General features: G+C 29.9%; 32 protein-coding genes. 2 read left to right on the top strand and 30 right to left on the bottom strand.

The window, feature by feature from the left end; genetic code table 11:
* Positions 1 to 45 precede the first annotated feature (45 nt).
* The 21 genes from BN1075_RS15890 to BN1075_RS15795 form a co-directional block, all read right to left on the bottom strand.
* Positions 46 to 1,080 (bottom strand): NAD(P)H-dependent amine dehydrogenase family protein, encoded by a 1,035-nt coding sequence (locus BN1075_RS15890; RefSeq protein WP_040194218.1) that lies wholly within the window; start codon positions 1,078 to 1,080, stop codon positions 46 to 48.
* A 128-nt stretch (positions 1,081 to 1,208) separates the two neighbouring features.
* A complete protein-coding gene (locus tag BN1075_RS15885) occupies positions 1,209 to 2,036 on the bottom strand; it encodes a MerR family transcriptional regulator (RefSeq protein ID WP_040194216.1) in 828 nt (275 codons plus the stop codon).
* Between the two features lie 201 nt (positions 2,037 to 2,237).
* The gene (locus BN1075_RS15880; RefSeq protein ID WP_040194215.1) at positions 2,238 to 3,362 is read right to left on the bottom strand and encodes a radical SAM protein; all 1,125 of its coding nucleotides are present in this window, start codon (positions 3,360 to 3,362) and stop codon (positions 2,238 to 2,240) included.
* A gap of 259 nt (positions 3,363 to 3,621) precedes the next feature.
* On the bottom strand, positions 3,622 to 4,515 hold the full coding sequence (locus BN1075_RS15875; RefSeq protein WP_040195244.1) for a DUF2156 domain-containing protein: 894 nt from the start codon (positions 4,513 to 4,515) through the stop codon (positions 3,622 to 3,624).
* Between the two features lie 280 nt (positions 4,516 to 4,795).
* Positions 4,796 to 5,266: a GNAT family N-acetyltransferase gene (locus BN1075_RS15870; RefSeq protein ID WP_040194213.1), complete on the bottom strand. Its 471-nt coding sequence runs from the start codon at positions 5,264 to 5,266 to the stop codon at positions 4,796 to 4,798.
* 221 nt (positions 5,267 to 5,487) lie between these two features.
* Positions 5,488 to 5,964 carry a GNAT family N-acetyltransferase gene (locus tag BN1075_RS15865; RefSeq protein WP_040194212.1) on the bottom strand — a complete coding sequence of 159 codons (477 nt, stop codon included), beginning with the start codon at positions 5,962 to 5,964 and terminating at the stop codon, positions 5,488 to 5,490.
* A gap of 69 nt (positions 5,965 to 6,033) precedes the next feature.
* On the bottom strand, positions 6,034 to 6,171 hold the full coding sequence (locus BN1075_RS22260) for a hypothetical protein (RefSeq protein ID WP_235777822.1): 138 nt from the start codon (positions 6,169 to 6,171) through the stop codon (positions 6,034 to 6,036).
* Positions 6,172 to 6,206: 35 nt separating this feature from the next.
* Positions 6,207 to 6,647: a hypothetical protein gene (locus tag BN1075_RS15860; protein ID WP_040194211.1), complete on the bottom strand. Its 441-nt coding sequence runs from the start codon at positions 6,645 to 6,647 to the stop codon at positions 6,207 to 6,209.
* Between the two features lie 173 nt (positions 6,648 to 6,820).
* A complete protein-coding gene (locus tag BN1075_RS15855; protein WP_040194210.1) occupies positions 6,821 to 7,084 on the bottom strand; it encodes a hypothetical protein in 264 nt (87 codons plus the stop codon).
* Between the two features lie 251 nt (positions 7,085 to 7,335).
* Positions 7,336 to 7,818, bottom strand: a complete 483-nt coding sequence (locus tag BN1075_RS15850) for a GNAT family N-acetyltransferase (RefSeq protein WP_040194208.1) — start codon at positions 7,816 to 7,818, stop codon at positions 7,336 to 7,338.
* 251 nt (positions 7,819 to 8,069) lie between these two features.
* Entirely contained in the window at positions 8,070 to 8,555 is a 486-nt protein-coding gene (locus BN1075_RS15845; protein WP_052406589.1) for a GTPase, read from the bottom strand.
* Positions 8,556 to 8,761: 206 nt separating this feature from the next.
* Positions 8,762 to 9,634, bottom strand: a complete 873-nt coding sequence (locus tag BN1075_RS15840; protein WP_052406588.1) for a CPBP family intramembrane glutamic endopeptidase — start codon at positions 9,632 to 9,634, stop codon at positions 8,762 to 8,764.
* Between the two features lie 75 nt (positions 9,635 to 9,709).
* Positions 9,710 to 10,273: a GNAT family N-acetyltransferase gene (locus BN1075_RS15835; RefSeq protein ID WP_040194206.1), complete on the bottom strand. Its 564-nt coding sequence runs from the start codon at positions 10,271 to 10,273 to the stop codon at positions 9,710 to 9,712.
* A gap of 90 nt (positions 10,274 to 10,363) precedes the next feature.
* Positions 10,364 to 11,140, bottom strand: coding sequence for a M55 family metallopeptidase (locus BN1075_RS15830; protein WP_040194204.1), 777 nt, complete (start codon positions 11,138 to 11,140; stop codon positions 10,364 to 10,366).
* 352 nt (positions 11,141 to 11,492) lie between these two features.
* Complete coding sequence (locus BN1075_RS15825) at positions 11,493 to 11,762, bottom strand: hypothetical protein (RefSeq protein WP_040194203.1); 270 nt, start codon at positions 11,760 to 11,762, stop codon at positions 11,493 to 11,495.
* A 296-nt stretch (positions 11,763 to 12,058) separates the two neighbouring features.
* Positions 12,059 to 12,754, bottom strand: a complete 696-nt coding sequence (locus tag BN1075_RS15820; RefSeq protein WP_042387397.1) for a peptidase MA family metallohydrolase — start codon at positions 12,752 to 12,754, stop codon at positions 12,059 to 12,061.
* Between the two features lie 404 nt (positions 12,755 to 13,158).
* Complete coding sequence (locus tag BN1075_RS15815; RefSeq protein WP_052406587.1) at positions 13,159 to 13,677, bottom strand: CHAP domain-containing protein; 519 nt, start codon at positions 13,675 to 13,677, stop codon at positions 13,159 to 13,161.
* Between the two features lie 140 nt (positions 13,678 to 13,817).
* A complete protein-coding gene (locus tag BN1075_RS15810; protein WP_040194201.1) occupies positions 13,818 to 14,354 on the bottom strand; it encodes a GNAT family N-acetyltransferase in 537 nt (178 codons plus the stop codon).
* A gap of 128 nt (positions 14,355 to 14,482) precedes the next feature.
* Complete coding sequence (locus BN1075_RS15805; RefSeq protein WP_197072334.1) at positions 14,483 to 15,019, bottom strand: GNAT family N-acetyltransferase; 537 nt, start codon at positions 15,017 to 15,019, stop codon at positions 14,483 to 14,485.
* Between the two features lie 265 nt (positions 15,020 to 15,284).
* Positions 15,285 to 15,680 carry an iron chaperone gene (locus BN1075_RS15800; protein ID WP_040194200.1) on the bottom strand — a complete coding sequence of 132 codons (396 nt, stop codon included), beginning with the start codon at positions 15,678 to 15,680 and terminating at the stop codon, positions 15,285 to 15,287.
* 32 nt (positions 15,681 to 15,712) lie between these two features.
* Positions 15,713 to 16,072, bottom strand: a complete 360-nt coding sequence (locus BN1075_RS15795) for a hypothetical protein (protein WP_040194198.1) — start codon at positions 16,070 to 16,072, stop codon at positions 15,713 to 15,715.
* Between the two features lie 266 nt (positions 16,073 to 16,338).
* Here BN1075_RS15795 and BN1075_RS15790 point away from each other — a divergent pair, with 266 nt between their 5' ends.
* Positions 16,339 to 16,707, top strand: coding sequence for a hypothetical protein (locus BN1075_RS15790; RefSeq protein ID WP_040194197.1), 369 nt, complete (start codon positions 16,339 to 16,341; stop codon positions 16,705 to 16,707).
* A 152-nt stretch (positions 16,708 to 16,859) separates the two neighbouring features.
* On the opposite strand, the gene BN1075_RS15785 is transcribed toward BN1075_RS15790, so the two are convergent.
* Positions 16,860 to 17,564, bottom strand: a complete 705-nt coding sequence (locus BN1075_RS15785; protein ID WP_040194196.1) for an MgtC/SapB family protein — start codon at positions 17,562 to 17,564, stop codon at positions 16,860 to 16,862.
* Between the two features lie 149 nt (positions 17,565 to 17,713).
* The gene (locus BN1075_RS15780; RefSeq protein WP_052406586.1) at positions 17,714 to 18,202 is read right to left on the bottom strand and encodes a PH domain-containing protein; all 489 of its coding nucleotides are present in this window, start codon (positions 18,200 to 18,202) and stop codon (positions 17,714 to 17,716) included.
* A gap of 57 nt (positions 18,203 to 18,259) precedes the next feature.
* Here BN1075_RS15780 and BN1075_RS15775 point away from each other — a divergent pair, with 57 nt between their 5' ends.
* A complete protein-coding gene (locus BN1075_RS15775; protein WP_197072333.1) occupies positions 18,260 to 18,913 on the top strand; it encodes a methyltransferase domain-containing protein in 654 nt (217 codons plus the stop codon).
* A gap of 89 nt (positions 18,914 to 19,002) precedes the next feature.
* Here BN1075_RS15775 and BN1075_RS15770 read toward each other — a convergent pair whose 3' ends face one another.
* The 7 genes from BN1075_RS15770 to BN1075_RS15740 all read right to left on the bottom strand — a co-directional run bounded on the left by BN1075_RS15770 (position 19,003) and on the right by BN1075_RS15740 (position 24,257).
* On the bottom strand, positions 19,003 to 19,191 hold the full coding sequence (locus BN1075_RS15770; RefSeq protein WP_040194194.1) for a GyrI-like domain-containing protein: 189 nt from the start codon (positions 19,189 to 19,191) through the stop codon (positions 19,003 to 19,005).
* Positions 19,192 to 19,212: 21 nt separating this feature from the next.
* A complete protein-coding gene (locus BN1075_RS15765; protein WP_197072332.1) occupies positions 19,213 to 20,028 on the bottom strand; it encodes an alpha/beta fold hydrolase in 816 nt (271 codons plus the stop codon).
* 201 nt (positions 20,029 to 20,229) lie between these two features.
* Positions 20,230 to 20,751: a GNAT family N-acetyltransferase gene (locus BN1075_RS15760; protein WP_040194192.1), complete on the bottom strand. Its 522-nt coding sequence runs from the start codon at positions 20,749 to 20,751 to the stop codon at positions 20,230 to 20,232.
* A 177-nt stretch (positions 20,752 to 20,928) separates the two neighbouring features.
* The gene (locus BN1075_RS15755; RefSeq protein WP_040194190.1) at positions 20,929 to 21,741 is read right to left on the bottom strand and encodes a hypothetical protein; all 813 of its coding nucleotides are present in this window, start codon (positions 21,739 to 21,741) and stop codon (positions 20,929 to 20,931) included.
* Between the two features lie 267 nt (positions 21,742 to 22,008).
* The gene (locus BN1075_RS15750) at positions 22,009 to 22,584 is read right to left on the bottom strand and encodes a class I SAM-dependent methyltransferase (RefSeq protein ID WP_268871559.1); all 576 of its coding nucleotides are present in this window, start codon (positions 22,582 to 22,584) and stop codon (positions 22,009 to 22,011) included.
* A 172-nt stretch (positions 22,585 to 22,756) separates the two neighbouring features.
* Entirely contained in the window at positions 22,757 to 22,924 is a 168-nt protein-coding gene (locus BN1075_RS21680) for a hypothetical protein (RefSeq protein WP_156132808.1), read from the bottom strand.
* A gap of 880 nt (positions 22,925 to 23,804) precedes the next feature.
* Entirely contained in the window at positions 23,805 to 24,257 is a 453-nt protein-coding gene (locus tag BN1075_RS15740) for an HIT family protein (protein WP_040194182.1), read from the bottom strand.
* Positions 24,258 to 24,314 lie beyond the last annotated feature (57 nt).

The following is a 24,314-nucleotide window of genomic DNA, read 5'->3' as shown; positions in this document are numbered from 1 at the left end:
AGTGAGTACCTGAATTAAGGAACTCACTCCTGATTTACTATTTAACTATTTTAAGTACATCTGCATTGGATAGGATAAATATTCTACATCATCAAGCTTCTCCACAGTCATGTAGCCTGGCTTCGCATTTATTATGGTTGGTATTCTGTTTACGATAGTTGCACAGGTATGCTCAACGGTTGCAGGCTTTTGAACAAAGAAAGTGGTATCTGGCTCTCCGATAATTTTCCAATCACACATATCGCCGTCATCTTCTCCATATACCTTTCCAATACATTGAGTTTCAATTACAGGTCCTTGGAAGGTTTCAGTGGTAACTACAGCACTCATTCCAATGCATTTGCCTTGAGGAATTGTTTCACCCATAGTTGATGAATATAAATCCTTATCATAGAAATAAGGTACACACTTTTGGGTTTGAGATTTAATTGTCCACCCCATCTTAGAGCAAAGTGCTTCATTGGAGTTCCATACATAAGAAGGTTCGAGAACTTCTGGATGTGCAATTTTCTCTTCAAATTCTTCTGGTGTAAGTCCAACACCATGAGCCTCTGCAAGTGCTAATCCGTAATCTTCAACATTATAGCTCACAGCACCTTCAATTCTTTCAATATTATGAACTCCCCCTGCAACGCAGCCAATCATATTAATCCAGTAAATATCCTGCATTCCAGCTCCAACGATAGTGCAATTGTTTTCCTTTGCTAGCTTATCTAATCTGTTTGTTATGGATGATGCTGTTGTCCAAGGATATATTGCTTCTTCACAAGTTGTAACAACATTTATTCCTCTTTTAACGCATTTTTCAAAGTGTGGAAAAACATCATCCATAAAGCTGAATAAAGTTACCACAGCAATGTCTGCATCACATTCATCCAAAACGGCATCTGCATCATTGCTTATTTTAACCCCTAATTTAACTCCTAATTCTGCAAAATCTCCAACGTCCATTCCAACCACTGCTGGATTAACATCAATAGCTCCAACGATTTCTGCACCTTTTTCATATAGATATCTCAAAGTATATTTTGCCATCTTACCACAGCCATATTGAACAACACGAATCTTTTCTTTATTCATATTAATACCTCCATATCTGAAATGAATTTCACTATATTTTCAGTATAAAGGTTATAGCAGGTATAAGGTCAATGAACAAAATTTAAATAGTTAAAGATTTAACTATTGTAACCCGGAAATAAAATTACTTAGTATTTAATTGGTACTTGCAGTCTTAAATACATACCTCTCTCCTTCCCGTCCGTAAATGGAATATCTGATATAGCCTCACATAGATAATCTCCACAAGGGGTATAGCCTTTAGCCTCAATTTCTTCTAATAGTCGCTTTGCATAAGGGACTTCATTTTCAAATTTATCACAATAAATAGAAAGATACAGGTGGGAAGGAATCTCCTTCACAAGATCCCTCTCCACATCTTCCTTATCAACAAAAACAAAGACCTCTGTAGAATAAAAATTACGTTTTAATAAATCCTTCAAATGAAGAACAGTTCCTGCATTGCAGAAATAAGTCTGTGGAAGCCTGTCCGAAATTAACCTGGTTTTCAGGTCCCTTAACACTTTTTCATACATATCTATTCCATGGTCATAAATATTAACCTTTGAATCTATACAGTACATATAGCGTTTTCTCATGAATTCTAGAGCTATAGTTCCATCTGGTGGTACTGCTTCATAAATTTCAATACTAGTTAAGGTTCTTTCAATTGCCTTTCGCTTATATTTAAGTTCTTTTATTTCTTCTTCAATCTGCTCCTCTCTTTGTTTTAAAATTCCCTTGATAAGATTCATATCCTTCTTATCTAAATGACATTTTATCTCATTTAAAGTCATCCCTAGAGACTTCATATATTGAATAAGATCTAGCTTTGCACATTGCTTAATATCATAAAATCTATAATTGTTCCCTGCCACTGTCTTTGGTTTTAATAAATTCATTTTGTCATATAACCTTAAGGTTTGTTCAGATATTTGATTTAAACTTGCCATACGTCCAATAGTCAATGGATCCATAGGTAACTCCTCCTCTTGATATTTCCTCCAGGTAATGTTAGTGGAATATTCTATACTGAAGGGGTATAGTCCTTCTCAGGAAAGCTCTTAAATGAAACTTATTAACTAATAGAAAAAAGCCAGCAGAAAATTCCTGCTGGCTTATTACTTTATATATAAACTATTTTATACTTACTTCTACTGAGGTCAGATATTCTTTAATTAAAAGAATAATTCACCTGGCTTATATCCCTCTGGAAGTTCTTCTTCACTTAAAAACTTTAAGTTTTCATCTCTTAAGATTGGTAAAAAAGCATGGTATGGAAGTCTGTTGAACTCACAAGCATAATTGTTTGCTCCAAACCATTTTCCTTCTTTACCGCTTAGGTTTAAGCCCCTTGCAAATTTAGTGTGGTTTGAACAATCATGAACTGCAATATCCCACTGCTCATCATCAGCAAGCTTCATTAATTTTAGAGTTAACTCTCTGCTCCAAGTTGGAGAGATATATCCATGTCTACAGATATACATTGGCTCTCCCTCGTAGTTATCGATGTTGTTCTCATTTAAGTGAAGCTCTGCACAGTTGATGAAATCAAGCCCTGTAGCCAAAATTGCTTCCTTCTTCTTCATGAAAGACTCAAAGAATTCAGGAGTCATTGGAGTTTCAATACCAACCTTTTTAATGTACTTTTTAGCTATTGCTATATTTTCAATAACTTTATCAGCACAGTTTGTTGCTCCTAGGTTGAAACGAAGCTCGTTAAGTCCAGCCTCAGCTAAAGCTTTAATGCTCTCCTCTGTAGCTAAAAGTCCGTTAGTATACATGTGCTGATGAATTCCAGCTTCACTGAACTTCTTTATGATTGAATAATATTTTTCAATTTCCATAAACGGCTCTAAGTAAACGTAAGAAACGCCTGTAGGCTTATCTTGGATAGATAAAAGTAAGTCAATATCCTCTTCGTAGTACTTTGTACCACCAATCTCCCACATGCCTTCCCCTACAGGTGGCTGACAATCAAGCTCTCCATAGTTATAGCAGAATTTACATACGATGTTACACTTGTTAGTTTTTCTTATGGCAGATAGCCCTGTCCCCATTAAACATGAACGGCAGCCCATTGGAAATTTCGCATCATTACCAACATAATATGTTCTATTTTTTAAAGTTTTTAAACCTTTAATCTCTGACATCATTCTTTTATTTCTATCATTGATAGCCGCTTCAATTTGTGCAAAAGTAGCATATATAATTTCTTGCTGCTTTATCATTAATTCTTCTTCCTCAGGCAGCATTGCAAAAAACTCAAACCACATCAATGCGTCTTGTTTAGATATTTTCATAAAGTATCCTCCTAAATTATCGTATAAAGATTTGATTAAAATCTTCTATTTGTTAATTTTCATTTATTCTTTGGCATTTAACTTCCTTAAACATGAAAAATATGCTGCTTCTTTGATATTTTATACCATATCCCTCACAACATATTTATCATTATACCCCATAAGGTCACAATAAGTAAACTTTCTTATGGTAAGTTATAAATATTAATTAAAAAGCAGGGAGCTGTTCCCCCTACCCAGCTGTTGTTTCAATTAACCTCTAGCAAACCGTAATATTATATTTATGTTCCAGTTTAATAGGTTTATAAGCTAACTTAGTCATTCGAAGTCCCTCGATGCCTAAATCCTCTTCTCTGTTTATAAAGGGAACATCACTAAAATACTGTTCAACAAAGGTTTTATTAATAAAATTATAAAGTCCATTAACCTTTGAATCTGCCTTCTCTATATGAATTATTGCCATTTCGTTATTTAATCTTTCACCAATTGTAAAAGCTGACAATTTTCCGTTAACATACACAGCCATACACTTTAAATTTAATTTATCCCTGTTCTTTAGCAGCTCTTCAATAGCCCTAAGCTCATGATTAATATTGTTATCCTCGATGCCTTTATGCTTATACCAATCTTCTGAAACCTTGATGCATTGAAGCACTTCATCTCTCGTTATATTAGTAATTTTATAAGTATTATTCTTAATAAAATTATTGTAATGATTTTTTTGATTGCGAAGCTTCCTCCCAGAAAGCTTAATTAAGCTTGAACTATCATAAATATAATCAAAAGTGTCTCTGTCTTCGGTTATACAAAATCCATCAGGATAAATCTCCTTCAAATCATGTATAAACCGTTCCTCAACATCCTTAAAAAGATACTTTAAATTAAACTCCTTTTTATATTCAATCAATCTATCAACTACTTCTTTTAAATTCTCCTTGGTGTAACCAAGGGGTTGCATAAAATGATATGCTCCCTTAGCATCCATTTTCTTAATAAGTAAAACATCCTTTAAAATAGTGTATTGAATATCATAAGCCCTTCTCCAAATGTAAAGGCTGGTAAAGGAGTATTCACAGGTTTTAAATTTATGTTGTCTTAAATATCTATCAAATATTTTTTTATCATCAAGATCCAGCTGCTTAAAATTCAAAATAAAACCTCCTCCATAATGTAAATATACTTTAAATTTCTCCATAGAAATCTATTCTTTATTATTCAGTATATTTAGGAGTATGAAATTGGATATTAGTTTTAATCATTAGTGTTAAAAATTTTGTTTCCAGCGCTCATGTATTCTAGAACCGCTTCTTCACTAAAGCTATTGCTAAAAGAGCATTAGAATGTATTCCGTCATATTTCCAAGTTGCAATTTCTTTAGCATCATTGATTGTGGCTTTCTAAATTCAAGATTCATTAAGCATTCCTCATAAATTTTATTTTTCTAAGATTAGTTCCATAGGTGTAAATAAAATACCTTGGTATACCTGCTGAGGTGCAAAATCCTTAAAGCCTATTGAATGATAAAAAGGTACTGCATAGGGAGAAGAATTTAAACGAAGCTTTTTCATTCCATCTTCCTTAAGTTTAGGAATAACATGAGAAAATAAGCTTCCTGCAACTCCTTTTCTGTGATAACGTTTATCTACAAAAACGCACGAAATAAATTCTGATCCTCTAACTGATAAAACCCCAATAAGCTTGTCTTTATCATAAGCTCCAAACATAACTTCTTGTCCATTTAGGAATTTTTCTCTGTAATCAATACTATCTATAAAATTATTTTTGAAGTTATCAACTGCTTCTTTAGTGTAATCTGGTGCTACAAATTCTGAAAAGGTTGTCCAAATCAATGAAAAAGCATCATTAATTTCCGCTCTCTGAACTTCCTTAATTCTATAATCCATGTTATACCTCCATTGCTATCAGAAATAATAAATACCTTACGAAGAAATTAACTTAAGTCTTTGAACATTAAATGAAGTGTGTAATAATCCCTTTCTCTAGATATAATCCCCAGGTCCTTATATCTATTTTCCAGAAAGAGTTTTAAATCTCTATTAGAAAGAACTCTAATTTCATCTTCGCTTCTCCGCTTAATAGAGAATGAATTATATGAACTTCATGCTCATTCATCCATTAAGATACATTCCAAAATTTCATTTTCATTTTTAAATCCATTTTTTTCATACCATGAAACAGATTTACTGCTTGGCCAGACAAATAGAAGTTCACATTTTTCCTTCAAAGCATGAGCTTTTATAAACGTAAGCAACTGAGTTCCAATGGATTTGTTTCTATAGTTTTTTAATGTATAAACACTAGTTAAGTATGCAATACTCTCAGATTTTCGATTTGGCTTTGGTAGTTTAGGTATAACATATAGAAACATTGCAGATACAATGATTCCCGAATCTTCTGCTACGAATATTTTATAATTACTTTCGTTTTTAAGAAAAGACACATATTCCCCCATAAAAGTTTCTTTATCTACTCCATCCAAATTTGTTTCGTTATAATCCATGTCATCTTCTTTCATATGAAGCCATTTTAGTTCAGCCAATTGAATATAATCTTTCTCTTCTCCAAATCTTATATTTAACATAACCTATTTACAACTCCTTATTTACCAAGTTTCTAGTTTTAAATAATATTTAAGGAAACAATCCCATTGCTATTTCCGTTTCTTTATAGAACTTATAACCAACCTCATTGTACATACCCTATCTATTTCATTAGAGTTAAAGCCTTCAACATTACAAAATAAATTCTCTATTTTATCAATTGGAATATCAGTTTTATAACTTAACATTTCGGCTGAAATTTTTCTGAGCTGCTCATAACGTTCTAAATCATATACATCCTTTTCATATACAAGACCACTTTGTGCAATTCTTTGTATTCATCTTCATATCCATAACTTGCTGGAAAGTAAGTTGGTACCTTACTCGTATTTTCCATTTTAATAGGGAAATCATTACTTACTCCACTAATCTTGATATTAAAGGAGTTATCATTTTCTAAATGAATTTGAAATTCCTGAACATCACCACTCATTTTATATAGGTTATCAGATTCTTTTTCAAAGGTTCCATCATTTACTTGTCTGCTGTTAATGTACAAAACAAAAGTATTCTCTCTGTTATCAACTGCTAATTGAATGAACTTTCCATTGATATCACATTTATTCTGATAGGAGCCTTTTAATATTGGTACTTGATTATCTAAGCAGCCCCCTAGTAATAAAGCGGAAATAAGTAATATAACAATTATTGATGATTTCTTCATGAAATACCTCCTTTGAAGTTGTTTTATTCACTCCATTCTAATAATTCTCTTTCTAGACCCTGCTTAATTACTTTTAATTAATTTATATATTTATGACGAATACAAAATAAGTGAGCTAATTACGTACTAGCTCACTTTTATATATTTTTAAAATTCTATTTGTAATTAAATTATTATTTACGATTAAAGAAATAAATAAGCACTAGAGGTATTATTGTTGTTATAGTAAACAAAATTAAATATGTGTTCATTGTATAATCAAAAAACTTAAATTTCCTTTTTTCTTCACCTTCATGCTTTTTAATGTAGTCTTCATGGCTTTTGTTAACATCTACAATGTTGCTTTCAAGTTTTGCGTCATCACCATTTACAAATCTCTTAAATGAAGTTATTAAACTATTGTGATTTTTTTTAGTATTACTCTTGTTATTGCTCATACAATCACCTCCACTAATTATGTAGTATTATACCATAAAAATGTTTTATAGTAAAATATTAACATGAGTAGATGAGCTATTTATGATTGTAATAATATCTATTTCTTCATCCTTGAAGAGTTCTCTTACTTTTGTTTAGTTTATTTCTATGACTTCATCAAATACAATATTTTTATCGCCGTCAGCCTTCTCCATTACTACTCTGATAAAATCTGAACCTTTCATTGGAGCCTGCATAAATGTTTTTTCATTTATTTTAAAAACTCCTTATATAAAATCACTTCATTATATAACTTATTCTCATCCCATGGTTCCAGAATCCCATTTGGTATGCGACCACACTCCGTCATGCCTAAGGCTTTATAGAAATTTTCGGTTCCATTGCTTCGACAAGTAGTAACTACATGGCTGCAGTTAATCTCACCTAAATGCTTACAACCTTCCTCAAACAGACGTTTTGCAATGCCTTTATGTTGAAATGCAGGATTTACTATCATATCCTTTAGAATGCACCTATGTGAGTACAAAACATGTTGTTCCTTAATTATTAAAATGTTGCCAACAACCTTATCTTCATGTACTGCAACTAAATGAATTCGTCTTCCTTCTGCCATTTCATTAATGCTATCCTTCACCTGACTTTCAACTTCAACTAAAGTATTTCTTGTAAAAATATTATTTAAAATACTATGTGTATCACTTTCAGTAACTTTTCTAATTAAAATTGTATCCATTTCACTCCTCCAAAATTTTATAATTTATCTATTATTTTATATTGTAGCGACAGGTATTTCTAATTATGAATAAGTTTGCTCTCAAGATTCCTATAATGTTTTTAAGCAATTCATTAAGTTATTTTTCGTCCTTATTTTTGAAACTATCTTTTAATGCTATGTTTAGTTCTTAAAATTCAATAAAAAGCAACAACCACCTAAATGGATAAGATAGTTGTTGCTTTTTAAATGGTATATTTAATTTGTAGATTTTAAATCTTAAAAACCTTTTTTATCTCAATAACATCTTCCAAATCTCTAAACTCCTTGGCATCAGCTAAATATCTTTTAAAGGCTTCTTTGTAATGCCCCTTATCTCGCTTTAGTATCCTTCTAAGTCGTATATGAAATGGAGGATTTATATAAATTCCAATAACCTTATCTGGAAAGGCCTTCTTTAAAGATCTAAAGCCAATAGGCGTTATTACAATGAAGATGTTCTTTTCAAGATTAAAATCCTCAAATCTACAGCCATAAATCTGTGAATTAAACCTGTCGTACTCCACGTATCGCCCCTGGGATATCTGCTGCTCCGCTTCTTCTCGTGTTAAAAAGTGATAATGAATTCCATTAATCTCACCTTCTCTAGGCTCCCTAGTGGTGGTAGTGACCACCTTTTCTATATTAAATTTCTTAGATAAATAATTTGCAAATACCGTTTTCCCAGCATTACTTTTACCTAAAATACAAATAATCATTCTGTTCCTCCGAATTTGAATTTGTTATAGTGTAGAACTATTTTAACATAAAACATCGGTAGTTACCTTAAAATCTTAATGCTACTTTATTACTTAAATTTTATGTTATAAAATTCTTATATGAAAAGAGTTTCCTTAAGAAGATTCTAAATTTATACCTGAAGATACTTATAGTTCTAATTGAAAGGATAACTAATTCTAATTTATTACAACCTAATAACTTCGTTTCCTTCTTCAACTACTAAATTATTTTTATTAAAGTAACTTAAAGAAACTACCAAGATAACCATTCCAATTAAAGCAAAAACAATATATCCTGTTAAATTATCAATACTTTGAGGCAATACATAGCAAATAATAAAGGCAGTAGTATTATTCACCATATGCATAATCACTGAAGTCCACAGAGATTTAGATTTATAGACTACATATCCAAACACTATACCTAAAAAGGTTGCATACAACCCTTGTATTACATTCCCATGGTATATTCCAAATAAGACTCCTTGAATAATTATTGCAGTCTTTACAGACATACTTTTACTAAGAGTTCTTTGAACAATTCCTCTAAATAAAAACTCCTCTGTAAAAGGTACAATTATACCACCAGCTAAGATTGTCATGAAAATTGTACCTTGTACAGTGGAACTTGTTAATTCATTAAAGGTCTGAAAGGATTTCTGCATAAAACCTAAATCTTGAACTAAGCTTACAATTCCTGTGTTAATAAGCCATACAGCTAATCCTAAAAATATGGATATAATCCAATTTTTCGTATTTTTATTTTTAAGTCCAAAGTCTTTAATCATGCTCTTCTTGCCAATTCTATAAAGGAGCATTAAAATTACAACGTAAGCTGCGGCTGAAATAAGTAAAATAAAATTCATATTTTTATCAAGTCCATTGGCGAAAGCTAGAAAAATCTCTTCACTACTGCTTTCCAAGTTTTCTATACCAAACTTACTCATGATAATTAACATGTAACAAAACCCATAGATTAAAGTAATTGTAACTTGAATAACATATGCAACGGCAATATACCCTATGGCCTTTAAAAAACTTACTATTTTTTCTTTCAAAATATCCCCACCTTTTATTAATGTGTTGAATATATATTAATAAAGACTAGAAATAATTCCATTTACCTTTGTAATTTAATTCTTAAGCACATAATAGGAACCATACTCAGTACCATAATGACCTACTAATTTTTCATCTGTGTACTTAAATCCTAAATTTTTCAGAGCTTGAATTCTCTCTGTAGCCTCTTCAATTGCCTTAGTTGCCACTTCATCGCATTTAAATAAATCAAATGTATGTGGAACTATTATTGATAAAATCCTTTGAATTTCCTGTGTCTGTTCATAGTCACTTCTCAAATCTACTCTTAATAACCCACAATTAGTAAAATAATCATTAGATTTTCTATGGAATAGCTCTATTGTTCCAATTGCTGCTCCTATATTTTGGTCAAAGATTGACCATCTAACAAAACCTGCTCTATTATATTCAAAGTGCCAATAATCAATGGCCTCGTTCATACGCTGTTCTGTGGTATAATAAAAATCATCTCCACCACAATTATCACTATTAAATATTGGAAATGACTTTTTATCAGAGTATACTTTCAATAAATCCAAACAGTCTTCATTTGTAACATATTTAAGCTGATATTTTTCATTCTCAAATTGAGGACATTTCTCATATACGCTTAACATTTCATGTTCTCCTTTCAAATTTAATTTATAATTAATTTCTAAATTAAAATTCATCGCCAATATATTTGATATATTAGTTATTAAACTAACCTATCTTTCTGTATAAATCTTTACGATAAGTCTCCTTACATAGTTAAATATTTCCAATCCAATCTCAACATCTGGAGCCTCCCAATAGGCAGTATTTTCATCAAAATTTCCTTTCCAACTAATCTCATTAGGTACTTGAAAAGTAAATCCTTCTAATATTCTCATTGAGAAAACATAAGGCGGTTTTACATCAACTGGTTTTATGTCATCAATATTTGATAATGCATTTAACACGCCATCTTTAATTATTTTATAAGTTTCTTCTATATTTGGTTGCCAGTTTTTAGATTTATCTTTAACAGCTATGCATTTAACTGTATTACTTAGTTCTAAGGCCTCTTTCATAGAAGCATTACAACCTATATTAGCTATATACTTTACACCTGTAAAATTTAGCACCACCATTCCAATTTCTGCAATGTGAATACCATTCAATGTTAGCTTTTCTATAGGCGGGCTTTGAATGGTATGGGGAAAATAAGCATCCTCTTCTCCATATCTGGCATGTTGACCAACTGTAATTAAGCCATATGGATTCCAAGAAGCTTGTCCTCTAATTCTACGCCAATAAAAGCATCTATCAGGAGTATCAAAAAAACGCACATTACTAGGTAACTTTTCAAGGATAATATTATGCTCTGGATTTCCAGCAAAATGACCATCATAAATTAGTATGTCATCAATCCCCAATTCATTAGCAGCTTCACATACTGCCAAAATATCTGATGTTAAATACTCTCTTCCATGGTTCTTCCACTCATCAGAACGATGAACCATAGCTTTCCTATTACTTTCAAATATTCAAGAAGCACCTTCCATATCAGATATTATTATTAACTGTTTTTTCATGAGTTAATTACCTCCTTTTAGATGTATATTCTATATAATTTGAATTCCTTGCAAAATGAAATAATCAGTTAAATTAAATTAATCATATACCCAACATATCATAATCAGACACGTATTCACGCCAAAAATCATGACACATTTCACGGGTATAGGTTTTTAATGATATACTTTCTCCCTGCAATCTTAAACCCTCTCTGTCACTGGATATTTACTAAAAGTAGAATTGATTATGATTAGATGTTTGAATTTAATCAAATCTCTAAAATTCGAATTCATTTTTTTATCTCAAATATTTATCTTGCTTTCTTTTTCTGCCTCTTTCCCACTCTTTATCTAGATCAAAGTTATTATCCGCAGCCATTTCAAATATTAAAAATAGAATGTCATATAACTGGTGTTCAATCCTCTCTTTTTCTGAGTTATCTACAGCCTTTTTTAGCAACTCAAACTCCTCATATAACCAAGTCATTTTCTGATGGTCATCACCATTTAAAGAATTCATTCTAATTAAAAATTCTCTAACCTCATCTTTATATTCATTTAACGACATGGTATCACCTCTTAAATTACTATTAATACAATTATATACTATATTTTACAATCAAAGAAGAAAACATTTTAAATAAAAACAGCATTTCATAACTCATAGAATTTTGAAGTGCTGTTTTTATTTATATGATATTTTCAATAAGATTGTCTATACTAGGAATTTTAAGCAATTCCCATTCCTTCAATATCTTTTATTTTCCATTGACCTTTATCAATTTCAAGATTGTGTCACCAAAAATTAATACTCTATTTTAGTGAGTAGTTTACTTTTAAATACTCTCTCCATCTATCTTGAAGTTAATCTTCAGTTATTCCAAAAATCTCAACAAAGTTATTTGGATACTTTATCAACTGACGCAGCTTGTCATATCCAAATATATTAACTATTGATTCTATTATGGTGTATGAATATTGGTAACCATTATGTTTGAAAAATGTTTCAAAATCCTCTCCAGTATCTAAATCTTTAAATGTAGGAAGAATATTATTCTCCAATCCGCTTTTAACAGTTTTTATTATCCAGTTTTCATCATTGTCTTTTGCTTCATAACATGCAATGCCTTCATTTAACCATCTAGGAGTATTATTATTTATATTATTTACTATGGTGTGTGTAAATTCGTGAACTGCTGTATTTAATACATTGTTAAAATTCGAACCTATTGGTGGATTTAGAGGCGATGCTATTACAATTTTATTTACTCCAAGTCCTCCTCTTATCCAATCATGGGCATTAGGCAATCCTAAAGCAATATGAAGTTGATTATGGTCTGGATGAATCTCTAAAATTAATTTTTCATTAAGTTGTTGATTAAAGTTATTAGTGATTTTAATATAACTATTTTCTAGAACATCTGAAACCTTATTTATACATTCATTATAATGAATTGTAAAATGCTGAGTCTCATTTTTTAAATTAAGTTCATATTCTTTTTCTATAAAATAATCGCAATATTCTTTATTTTTGGAGTATTTATCTGCTTTTTTTATCATTTTAGTTACCCCCTCTTTTATTCGTACACAACATTTTAATGTTCAAATCATTATCCTTTAACTAACTACAGTATATTTTTCTTTTTTAGGTCCTTAACAGCACTAATAATTGAATATTTAATTACTACAAATGCTACACTTGCAATAATTACAGCAGATCCAACATTATAAACTAAATCAAGAATCCATAAAGATGTATCCCCTAAATTACTCGTAATTTTTACCTCATAACTAAACTTTTACCAAATCAACAATATTACACTTATTTATTCAATCTAATGGGTTAATTGAATTCCCATCACCTTGCTATTTCTATTTCAAATCCATATTCTCGTAATATAAAATTTTCAATTATCCCATTGTTTTCTTCTAATGTTGCAGCCAAGCCATATAATTCTTTCACGCTAATAGGAAAAATGATTTGGTATACGAATATACCCACGAATGTGTTCATCTTTATTCCGTTCAATGATTCGAGAAATATTATCATTGTAGGTGTTGCCTTCTGCTACTATAATTGTATTTGTCTTATTCTCTAAAACGATGCCAATATGGTCATGCTCTAAATTGATAAAGACCTTGTCATACAAGACAATATCACCAGCTTCCGGAATAAACCTTTCATCACTTCCAAGGTGATAACCTATTCGCTCATCATCCATTGCGAACTCTTCCCAAGCACCGCAACCAGCAAGACTACAAGAGATACACTCATCTGGACTATAGGGAATTAAAAATCCAGCTTTCACACAACAGTAATAAACGAATCCTGCACACCAATTTCTATCTGCTTTATCAATGCTCCACTTTGGAAATAAATTCACAATAGGCTGAATATTTGATTTTTCATTTAATAAAGTTCCATGGAAAGGACTTAACGCTTCTACCTTTGCTATTTCTGCCAACTTTGCTCTAGTACACATAATAAACTCCTTTCTAAAACACTTAAAAGTATAGTTAGTTACTCAATATGATTATATAAATAACAACTACTATAAAACTTAGTTGTTATTTATATAATCATATTGAAATTTGTTTTCTGAATCAATTTGAATTTGCTGACCTAAATTGATTCACTATACATTAAGTTTGACATTTCATAGGATGGATGATAAAGACTAGTAGGCTTATAAAATTTATCACCTATATAATGAAATCCTAAACGCATCAAAAGCTTTTTTGAAGATTCATTTTGAGGATGATGCCCTGCAAAAAGTTTTACAGCATTTAATTCTGTAAAACAGTAATCTATTACCGCTTTAACCGATTCAGATGCAAAGCCTTTTCCCCAAAACTTTTTACGAAGATGGACTCCAATTTCATATGAGTTATGTTCTGATTTAAATGGACGTGCACCACAACATCCCATTAATTCACCAGATGTTAAATTAAATATAGGCCAGTATTGCACATGATAATTTACGCCATTGTTAATCTCTGTAAATAATCGATCATAAATATCTTGTTTTGTAAATTTACCTGTAGCACAAATAAACCTTGTCACATCCTCTTCTCCCCATAATTGAGTTGCTAATTCTAAATCAGAATCTATCCAATTTGAAAAGCCTATGTTTTCAGTTTTCATAAAATATTCTCGCATACTCCTCACCCACCCTTATATAAATACTATACAAAATACTTTATAACTTCCCATTTATCTTGATCATAAAATCATACGATTGTTCATTATACTAATAATATTGAACTTAAAATGTAAGCCCCAATATGTTAACTCATCCTTAGAACCTTGTAAAATAGTTCATTTACAGACTTTCCACCTAATGCCCTAAGATTTTTTTCACGACTAAACTCATAGGTAAATCCACATTTATCTATTACTTTTTTAGATCTAACATTGAAATCGTAATGGCTAGTCCATATCAAATCTACATTACAATTCTCAAATAAATATTTCATTAAATATTGTGTAGCTTCAGTGGCATATCCTTCTCCCCAATAGTCTGGATGTATTGTATATCCTATATATCTTTGATTTAAATCAGCATAATTTTCATGTGGTTTAGTTATATCCATCCCAATAGAGCCAATAACTTTATTCGCACAACTCAAAACAATTGCATAAGACAAATTATGAGCAATATAATTTTCTATACATTTTTTACTTACTTCTATATCTGTAATAATATTAGTACCAGCACATTCACCTACTCGCTTATCAGACATAAATTTATGGAAATCAATAACATCACCTTTATTCCATGGTCTTAATATCAATCTCTTAGTATAAATACTCTTCATAGTCATACGCATCCCTCCATGTATTTGTGATAGATATTTGCCTCTATTTCAAGCTTCTAACCTCATTTTGTATTAACATATATTTAAATTTTATCCTATTAAACCAAAACATAGCAAGTGAATTTAATTTATAAATAGTATAATTTACATCTTAACTCATTTATAACATCTTTGTTAGAAAGTAAAATAATTGTTTAAACAATAATAAAAGGATTAGTCTGCCGCGTTAATACACGCTATAACTCAATCCCTAGGTAATTTTTCTTTCTTATTATTTTGTTTCACTATCAACAGATCTTTCACCATAGACCTTGGTGACTTTTCGACTTATGATCTCATCAATAGCATGAAATATTATTTCACGCTCATCTACATTCTTAAAGGGAACATTGACGCACCCCTTACCTTTACCAGGCCTACTAAGCTTTTCCTTTAATATATTGATATAATCAAAATCCATAGTATGTAATGAAAAGTGATTCTTTCCTACAGAAAAAGCAATGTAATTTCTTTCTTTTCCTGAGCCTAGTTTATATGTAGGCATTTTAAAGGAAATCACTTCTTCCAACTGGGGATACTTATTTCTCATATAATTCACAAAGGTTGTTAACCATTCCTTTGAATCCCCTTCAAATTCCGTTAAGTAAATATCTATTTCATTATTCATAAATCTACTTTAAACTCCTATCTTCAAAATGATTATTGGATTTTATTTTTTAAAGACTCTACCTGCTCATTTAAGGTATCCAAATATTTCATTTTCGATTCATATTGTTTTGCGGTTAATGAGCCTAATTGTTCTTTACTATATAAAACAGCAGAATCTCCAGTTTCATTAACACTTTGAAAGCTTATATCTAAATTCTCTTCCTTTGAGTATTGATTTAAAATTTTAACATATTCTTCAACTTTCTTAAAATGTTTTTTATGAAGATGCACGAATGGTAACATCACTATAAACATAAGTCCACTTGGTGTATACATAAATTTAAGTAAATTTGACTTTGCTTTTTTTATATGTTTTTGAGCATCAATACAATGCTTTTCAATATTCAACATATACAATTTCCCCCTTATGCTGTAGATAATATATTACCACACCATTTGTAATATTATAACAACATTGCACTCTAAATGTAAATTGTATATATAGCTTTTAACACTTTATGAAGGATACATAAATAATTGGTCCGTTCAATAAACAGTATTTTTATTTGCAATACATCTTTCGTTTTTTTTAATTCAATTTTATTCCAATTATTAAAAAATTAATATATAATGGATTTATAAAGAAAACTCTTATGGTATTATAAGGAGGCTTTAGAATGAAAAAATATAAGAATATAATTTTATGGGTTCTTACAACTGCAGTATGGACTATATTAACTTTACTTTTAACTCTATGGCGTTCCAATGTAAAAGGCATCCCTTTTCAAGATACCTTAACTTTTACTTCTTTGGGTATGACGGTTTTTGGTATATTACTTATTATGAGTCGTGGAGCCACAAGGAGTCCAGTGGAATTTTCAGCAAGAAGTCACCTGTTATTTCCATCTTATAAAGCAGACAGTATACTAACCAATAACCATGGAAAAAGATATGGATATGATTATAATTGGAAGTTTTTCTTTAACGGATATTCTATTCTTGTTGCTGGAATTATATGTGTTCTAATACTTGTTATTATAATTTAAAATTTTCACCTATAATTGCATTCTTTCTTCTTAAAATAAAAAGAAGTAAGTATCTAAATTAATAATACTTACTTCTTATCATTACATTATACTTCTCTTACTAGTTAGTTATCGTTTCTACTTACGCTATCAAAAAGCACTTCAAATATAATTTAACCAACTTCCTCAATGAATCTCAAGCTTTTTATCTTGCTTATTGAACTTATAATGGTGCTATTCTCTGCTGGATCATCTAAAAATAAAGACATTTGGATTGATGCTCCATGAATACCACTAAATTTTATCTTTCCAATATTAACATCGACAATTTTACACTTGCATTGTTTAACCTGTTGAATGACCTCACTAATTTCAAGTACATCCTCTAGCTCAATATATAAATTTAAAACTTTAGCTTTTCTATATATTTTTGCTTCGATTCTTGGAGTAACTCTGAGTACTAGATACACTGATATCATAGCTAATATTACACCGCTGTAAAAACCGATTCCTATAGCTAGTCCAATACACGCACTACACCATAACCCGGCTGCAGTAGTAAGTCCCTTCACATTATTCTGTGGAGTAACCATTATGGTCCCTGCTCCTAGAAAACCAATTCCACTAATAACCTGAGCAGACATTCTTGTTACATCGCCGCCATAACCAATCGTTTGAGTTATATACTGAGCTGTAACCATCACCACTGCTGCTCCTAAGCAAACAAACTGATGAGTTTTCATGCCAGCTGGCAATCGCTTTACCTCACGGTCTATCCCAATCATTCCTCCAACAATTATTGCTAGTATAAATCTAAATGCAATTGAAACTATATTAACCTGTTGAAGATAATCCATCAAAGGAGTTAATGCATCCATATTATCCCTCCTTTTATCCTTCTTACTGGTTATTATATCAAAGGGAATAGGTTTTATCACTATTTTCTAAAACAATTTCAAGGCTGTCCATACGGATTATGCTTCTTAAGCTGTGATTTATCTCTTCATTAAATTCAATACTATTTTTATTATTTCAACTTCGTAACTATCTTTTCATAAAGTTCCTTAGTTGCTTCTGGTGTTTCTGCATTAATAACCACCATTCCTTCAGTAGTATCAATGGGTATATAACTCTTGCACTTATTGTAAACATAAAGGGTATAGCTTCCAAATTCAGCATTTTTAAAACTTCCTTCTGAAAGCTTAATGCTTCCCATACCATTTGTTCTTTTCCCTAAATTAATATCATCTTTTAAAGAAACATCTTCAATAACATCAAGATTTAAAGCATAATCACTCCAATAGGAACCAATAATATTTATCTCCCTATCATTAATAGTAGTCTTAATATCTCCAGTAACGAGGGTAATAGTAGTAATAATTAAAATTGCTGCTACAAAAACTATAACACCAATGACAAGTTTTTTATTATTTTTTGAGGATAACTCATCATCTTCTTGATAAACCATCTCTTGTTGATTCTTAGACTTACATATTGTATTACTGAGAATCAACATAATAACTACAACATAAACTTTATTCCTAATCAACAGCAAACAAAATATACAAAGGATTTGTTTGAGAGTAGAAGATATATTTTTGAAGAAGGTTTTTATAAGCCTTTGGAAGATAATATAAAAAAGATCATAAAACAATACCTTGATACTTCTAAAGCCTTAAAAATGTTAGATGTAGGTTGTGGTGAAGGATTTTATTCAAGAGGATTATCTGAAAGTATAAATAATCTAGATATTTATGCTATGGATAATGCTAAGGATTCTATTATTTTAGGGGCTAAAAAAGAACAGAAAATTAAATGGTTTATAGGTGATTTATCTAATATTCCATTAAAGTCAAATTCAATGGATTTACTACTTAACATATTTACACCATCCAATTATAGTGAGTTTACACGAATTTTAAAAAGTGATGGATATTTAATTAAAGTTGTTCCTGGCGCAAATTATCTTAAAGAGTTAAGAGAATGTGCTGCGAATCAATTAGCTAATCAAAAATATTCAAATGAATCAGTAATTGATTACTTTTCAAATCATATGAACTGTGAAGAAGTTATAAACTTAACATATAAAATGGCTGTAACAAAAGAAAATATTGATAACTTTTTAAAGGTGACACCTATGATGTTTAATGTAGATAAAGAAAAACTATTTGTTGATGATATAAATGAGATAACTTTAGACTTTACTATTATTGTAGGGAACAATTAAAAGATTAGATATAAAATATTAAAGTGTATAAACTCTTACATGTGCTTTTAGTGCAAGTAAGAGTTTTTCACTTAAACTTTTTCTTTTGATTATAGAATCCATATTTCACAAGTATACTCTTCGGAGCTTGAGTCTCCTGGAGGATAAACCTCAATTCCATAATCTGCTGCTCGTTTGTACTCATAAGTCGGAAACCATTCTGTTGAGATTCTTGTCCACATTGCATCCATTGGATGTTCCTTTTCTCTAAGGTTCCATCTCACAGTAACTGATTGCAAATAGGACATCTTATTTCTTATTTATTCAATAAACCTTCGAATAACAGCCGTAAATTCCTCATTATTCTCAAGATATATCATATGTTTTCCTTGTATAACCTTTACCTCTTTATTAGGAAACATAAAGTTCTTATAATGATTTGGCCCAATAGCATAGTCTTCATCTCCAGTTATAATAAGTACAGGTATAAATATCTCCTTTGTCATATCAAAATAACTTGTAAAATATTCTGTATTATTAAAAGCTTGATTTGCCATAACGGTATTAAAGTTTTCTATCTTATTACTGACTTGATTTACCCTTAAATAGTTTTCATAATGATTATACTGTAGTTTATAAAATAGGTCTCTTTCAATAAGCTTATTAACTACATATTGCCACTTCTCTAATACTGAATTAACTTCAGTATATTGCGAAATCTCTTCATCTAATAGTTTAGCTCCATACCTCCATTGATTTTCAAGAGAATCTTCCATAAAAAGCGTTGAGTTTAGTAAAATAAGTTTCTCCACAGAACTTTGATATTTGTATGCATAATTTGTTGCTATGATACCTCCAAAGGAATGTGCTAGCACTATCCACTTTGATATTCCTAATTTTTTTCTTATCTCTTCAATATCTTCAATCATTATATTTATAGAATAATCATCATTGACAGTTCCCCCTGACCTTGCACATCCTCTTTGATCGAAATATATGATCTGCATAGAACTCTCCAAAGAATTCCCACCTAACATTTCAAAATCAAGACTTCCTTCTCCAGGTCCTCCATGAATAAATAAACATGGAATACCTTCACCAGACACTTTTACATATAAATTAACTTTGTCACTCATTTCCATATACATTTGAATATGCCCCTTACTTTCAATTCTAAAGTTTCTTCACGTTTACATAAATCTAATCAAATAAAATGTATTCAATAAACTAAGTAAAAACTTAAATAGATCTTTAAGCTAAAATCCAAGGTTATTTCTGAGAATAAATTAGTCCAATTAAGATTTGTTATAAAGTAAGCTTACCGTACCTTGTGATTATTAGTGGAGGTTAATCCAATATATTTCCTGTTCTTTACCTTTATGAAAATTCTCGTCTGTTAATATACCACCACAACTCATGGCAGTGTGGCTTGAAGCAATATTATATCTATCACAGGTAATCATTACTTTGGGAATTTTCATATCTTTTGCAATCTCTAGAGCAAGTAGCAATTGTTGCTTACCATAACCTTTTTTTCGCTCAGTTGGACGAATGCCGTAGCCTATGTGTCCTCCATGTTTTTCTAATTCATCAGTTAAAGAGTGACGGAGCTGAATAGTCCCTATAATTCTATTATCAGATTTCCTTACAGAAAGGAAGGTGCTGGCATGAACATTATCGAGAAGTTTATCCTTCTCAATTGAAATAACAACTTCAAGCCATTCATCAAAATCATTACAACGATATAGTCCACAACTTCCATTAATATTAGTTTCTGCAAAGTCTAAATACTCTTGTTTGTATTCTAGAATTTTTTCTTCTAAAACCTTTGATGGTTTTACTAAAATTAATTCACTCAACTCAATACCTCCTAATTTAAATAATTTGTAGTTACCCTATAATATAAAGGTTAAATTAAAAACACCGTATATCCTAGTTGAATAGCACGGTATTATGATTAAATTAATATATAAATTTCCTTCGTGATGCTCAAGATTACGTATTGCCTAACTTTTGATTATTATGAGTTTACTAGATTAAAAAGACTCAAAAATCATTTTTCCATATATCTTATTAAAGCAACTATTAGCTTTACATGTAAATTCTGATGGTGTAGAGTGTCTACTTGATAAGCCTACGCTTTTCCAATCGGCAGCCCATATTAGATAAGGGGATAAAAGTAATGTATCTTTAACTTTCAAATGACAACCATCTCTAATTAACAAACCATCTTCTGCTACCTTTCTCATATCAAAATATAGTCTCACACCTGGTTCATAGTAGTTATCTGGATTTGTAAGTATTTTACCATTTTGTTTTGATAAAACAACAATTTCACTTGAAATACCACCATCTGAAAACATTATATAATCCATAAAATCTTCAGGATCTCCTAATTGGTTACCTATAGGCTTACGCTCCCAGTCTTTTCTTTCGTTGCTTAATATGTTCCATGATTTAAGACAATTATCTTTTTTTATACTTTGCCAGCAATCTATTGAAGTACTATGCACCATTACTTGAGGTTCATAATCTCTTAAATAAGGTTCATTAAAATGATGATGATTATAGGCTATCTTTGCTTCATATAAATCATCATCAGAAACAGATAATATAATATTTTTATTATGTCTTGTTTGAAATTCAATAAAATCCATTAGTGACATTTTCCATTTAGAATGTTTCTTGCTCACTTTTAATGTATAAATCGATTTTAATCCACCACCAACCATTACTTCATATTCTTCTGAATCTGTCAAACAGTACGCAATCCAACTGCTATCATATTCTTTATTTGTAAAAGGATTAATATCTTTACCTATAAACTCTTCTGAAACTTTATATATCAAACATTCTCACCTTCTCTAAAGTAAATTAGACTAATAGCAACAGAAACAATTTTTAGTTAATTATAACATATTTTATAAATATTATAATATTTAATTTTCAAAGAGCTTACTTTATTAACTAATTTACAATATCCTTGAATTGAGAAATAAAAAATACCGTATATTCTATTAAAATAGTACGGTATTATCATTAATTCAATATTACATTATAATTTTGAATTAATGTGAAAGTATTTTTCTGATTTACTCTAGAAATTGGAGTTTATCTTACTCTACTACAACGTACATAATAGTCGTAAAATCTGGTTCAATGCACGTTATTCCTTTTTCAACGATATTTAAACCATTTCTAAAAATTTCTTCTTCAAAATGCTTAAAATTAACCATTTTACATGAAGTTGATGCAATAATCATTTCATTACCAGTTTCCATGTGAACTCTTTTAGAATCTTTAAATGCATCTTCTATATCTGTTTCAAATTCATATTCGCCATCCCCCATTGTTAGAATTAGAGCCTTACCATTTTCATTTAAATGATTCTTGACAAATGATAAGAAAGCATCTCTATCCTTTTGAAGAACTAACATATGAATAACCGCTACAGAATAAATAAAATCAAATCTTTCATTCAAACTTGAACTACAAGCATCTAAAACTCTAAATGATTTACTATTATCTACATTAATTGATCTGCAATAATCAATAGCTTCATTTGATACATCTGTTGCTAATATGTTGTATCCATTTTCTAAAAGAAATCTAGCATCCCTTCCCTCGCCACATCCTAATTCCAGTATTTTTCCGTTACTGTAGTTATACTTTTTTATTGTTTCTAAGACTATAGGCGATGGATTATTAGATGCCCAAGAATACCCTTCTTTATGAACTTGTTTATATCTTTTTTCGTATGCATTTATAGTAGTTATTCATAACTCAACCTCCAATCAGTAATTATTTTATATAAAACCCATATTTAACACTCATTATAATTTAAATTTATTTATTAAACTAAAATTACTTATTTGAGTTACTATCTTCAATTGCAGATATAATAAAATATCCCATAGTGGCAATTGCTAGAATAACCCCCAAGTATCCTTCAAGATTCATAAATGCACCTATATAAATACCTAGAAATCCAACAAAACTTGTCGTTATTAACGCTTTAATAGATTTTTTCATGCTCTATCCCTCAATTCCATGTTATTTTGTAATAGTTTATTACTTAAAATAATATAACCAGTAAATTCCTATTTATCGCGTTGATTATAATATATTCTGTAAATAGCATGTTGTACTATTTTCATGTAATTTTATCTCTATAGTTCATTAAAGTCTCATCTTTTATAGATCATTTTAACAAACAAAAAATCCAACTATTAACAAAATACCTGAGATAATCATAATAAAACTAATCAATATAAATATTCCATCAAACTTTCTTTTTCTATGTAATTCTATGTAAGTCATAAAGTAACTAATCCCTATCATTGTCATTGTAACAGACCTTACGAATTCACTTAATGAATTTTTAAAAATAAATTGAAGTAAGAACCATATAGCTATGAGCACAATTATTGATTAATAAATACAAAATTAAGATAATATATGTGTAATTTGTTTTTGTAAATATATGGTATGATATTTGCAAAATCACTAATAAAAATTTAATAGGAGGTCTTTGTTATGATGACTCTATTCTATTATTTGATAGTTATATTAATAATAGTTTTTTCGATTCTTGCATTAATGTGTCTTTATTACTTTTCAAAACAGCAATATGATAATTTCTATGTTAAATTATTTTTAACTAGTGATTCCCTTAAACTACTAAAAGCAAATCAAATTTCTCATACCAAAATCAAAATTATATTAACTTCTAAAATTGCTATTTTTATAATCTTAGGAGGCTTAATCATTTATTTTTTCAATTTTGATAATATAACAATTAAATATATTCTTATATGTTCATTATTTATAAATAAGTTTATTGCAAATAAACTTATTGAAAAAACATTTGCAACATAAAAATGAAAAGCTTAGAAATTTTCTCACTTGTAGATTATTCATTTACTGCAAGCAATCTTTCAATTTCATTCTTAATTCTATTTTTATAATCTTCTCGCACTTCATCACTTGGTCTTGTGGATTCATCAAACAATACACTATTAGGCAACTGATAAATCGAGCTTATTATAGGAGTATCTCCCTTCACCCTCGGATATAAATGCCAATGAATATGAGGGCATCCATTACCCAGTAACTCATAATTCATTTTATCTGGTTTAAACACATTAGAAACAGCTTCTGCAACTAAGGACATTTCTTCAAGGTGTTTAATTTTAAAGTTATGCTCTAAGTTATGTAACTCTGGTCCATGTTCTTTACAGTTAAAAACAGTATATCCCTTAAACCTTTGAAAACACCCCAATATAACATATCCTGTTTCAAGTTCCATAATAAAATAAGGATCATTCTTAATGTTGTTTTGTTGTTCACACATCTTACATTGCATAGTGTAACCCCCTAAACAAAATACAAATTTTGCGTTTTAATAAATGACAAATGCATA

This window comes from Clostridium culturomicium, from assembly GCF_000821305.1.
Taxonomy (GTDB): domain Bacteria; phylum Bacillota; class Clostridia; order Clostridiales; family Clostridiaceae; genus Clostridium_J; species Clostridium_J culturomicium.
The sequence above is the reverse complement of the archived record's forward strand: the minus strand, read 5'-3'. Positions and strand labels throughout refer to the sequence as shown.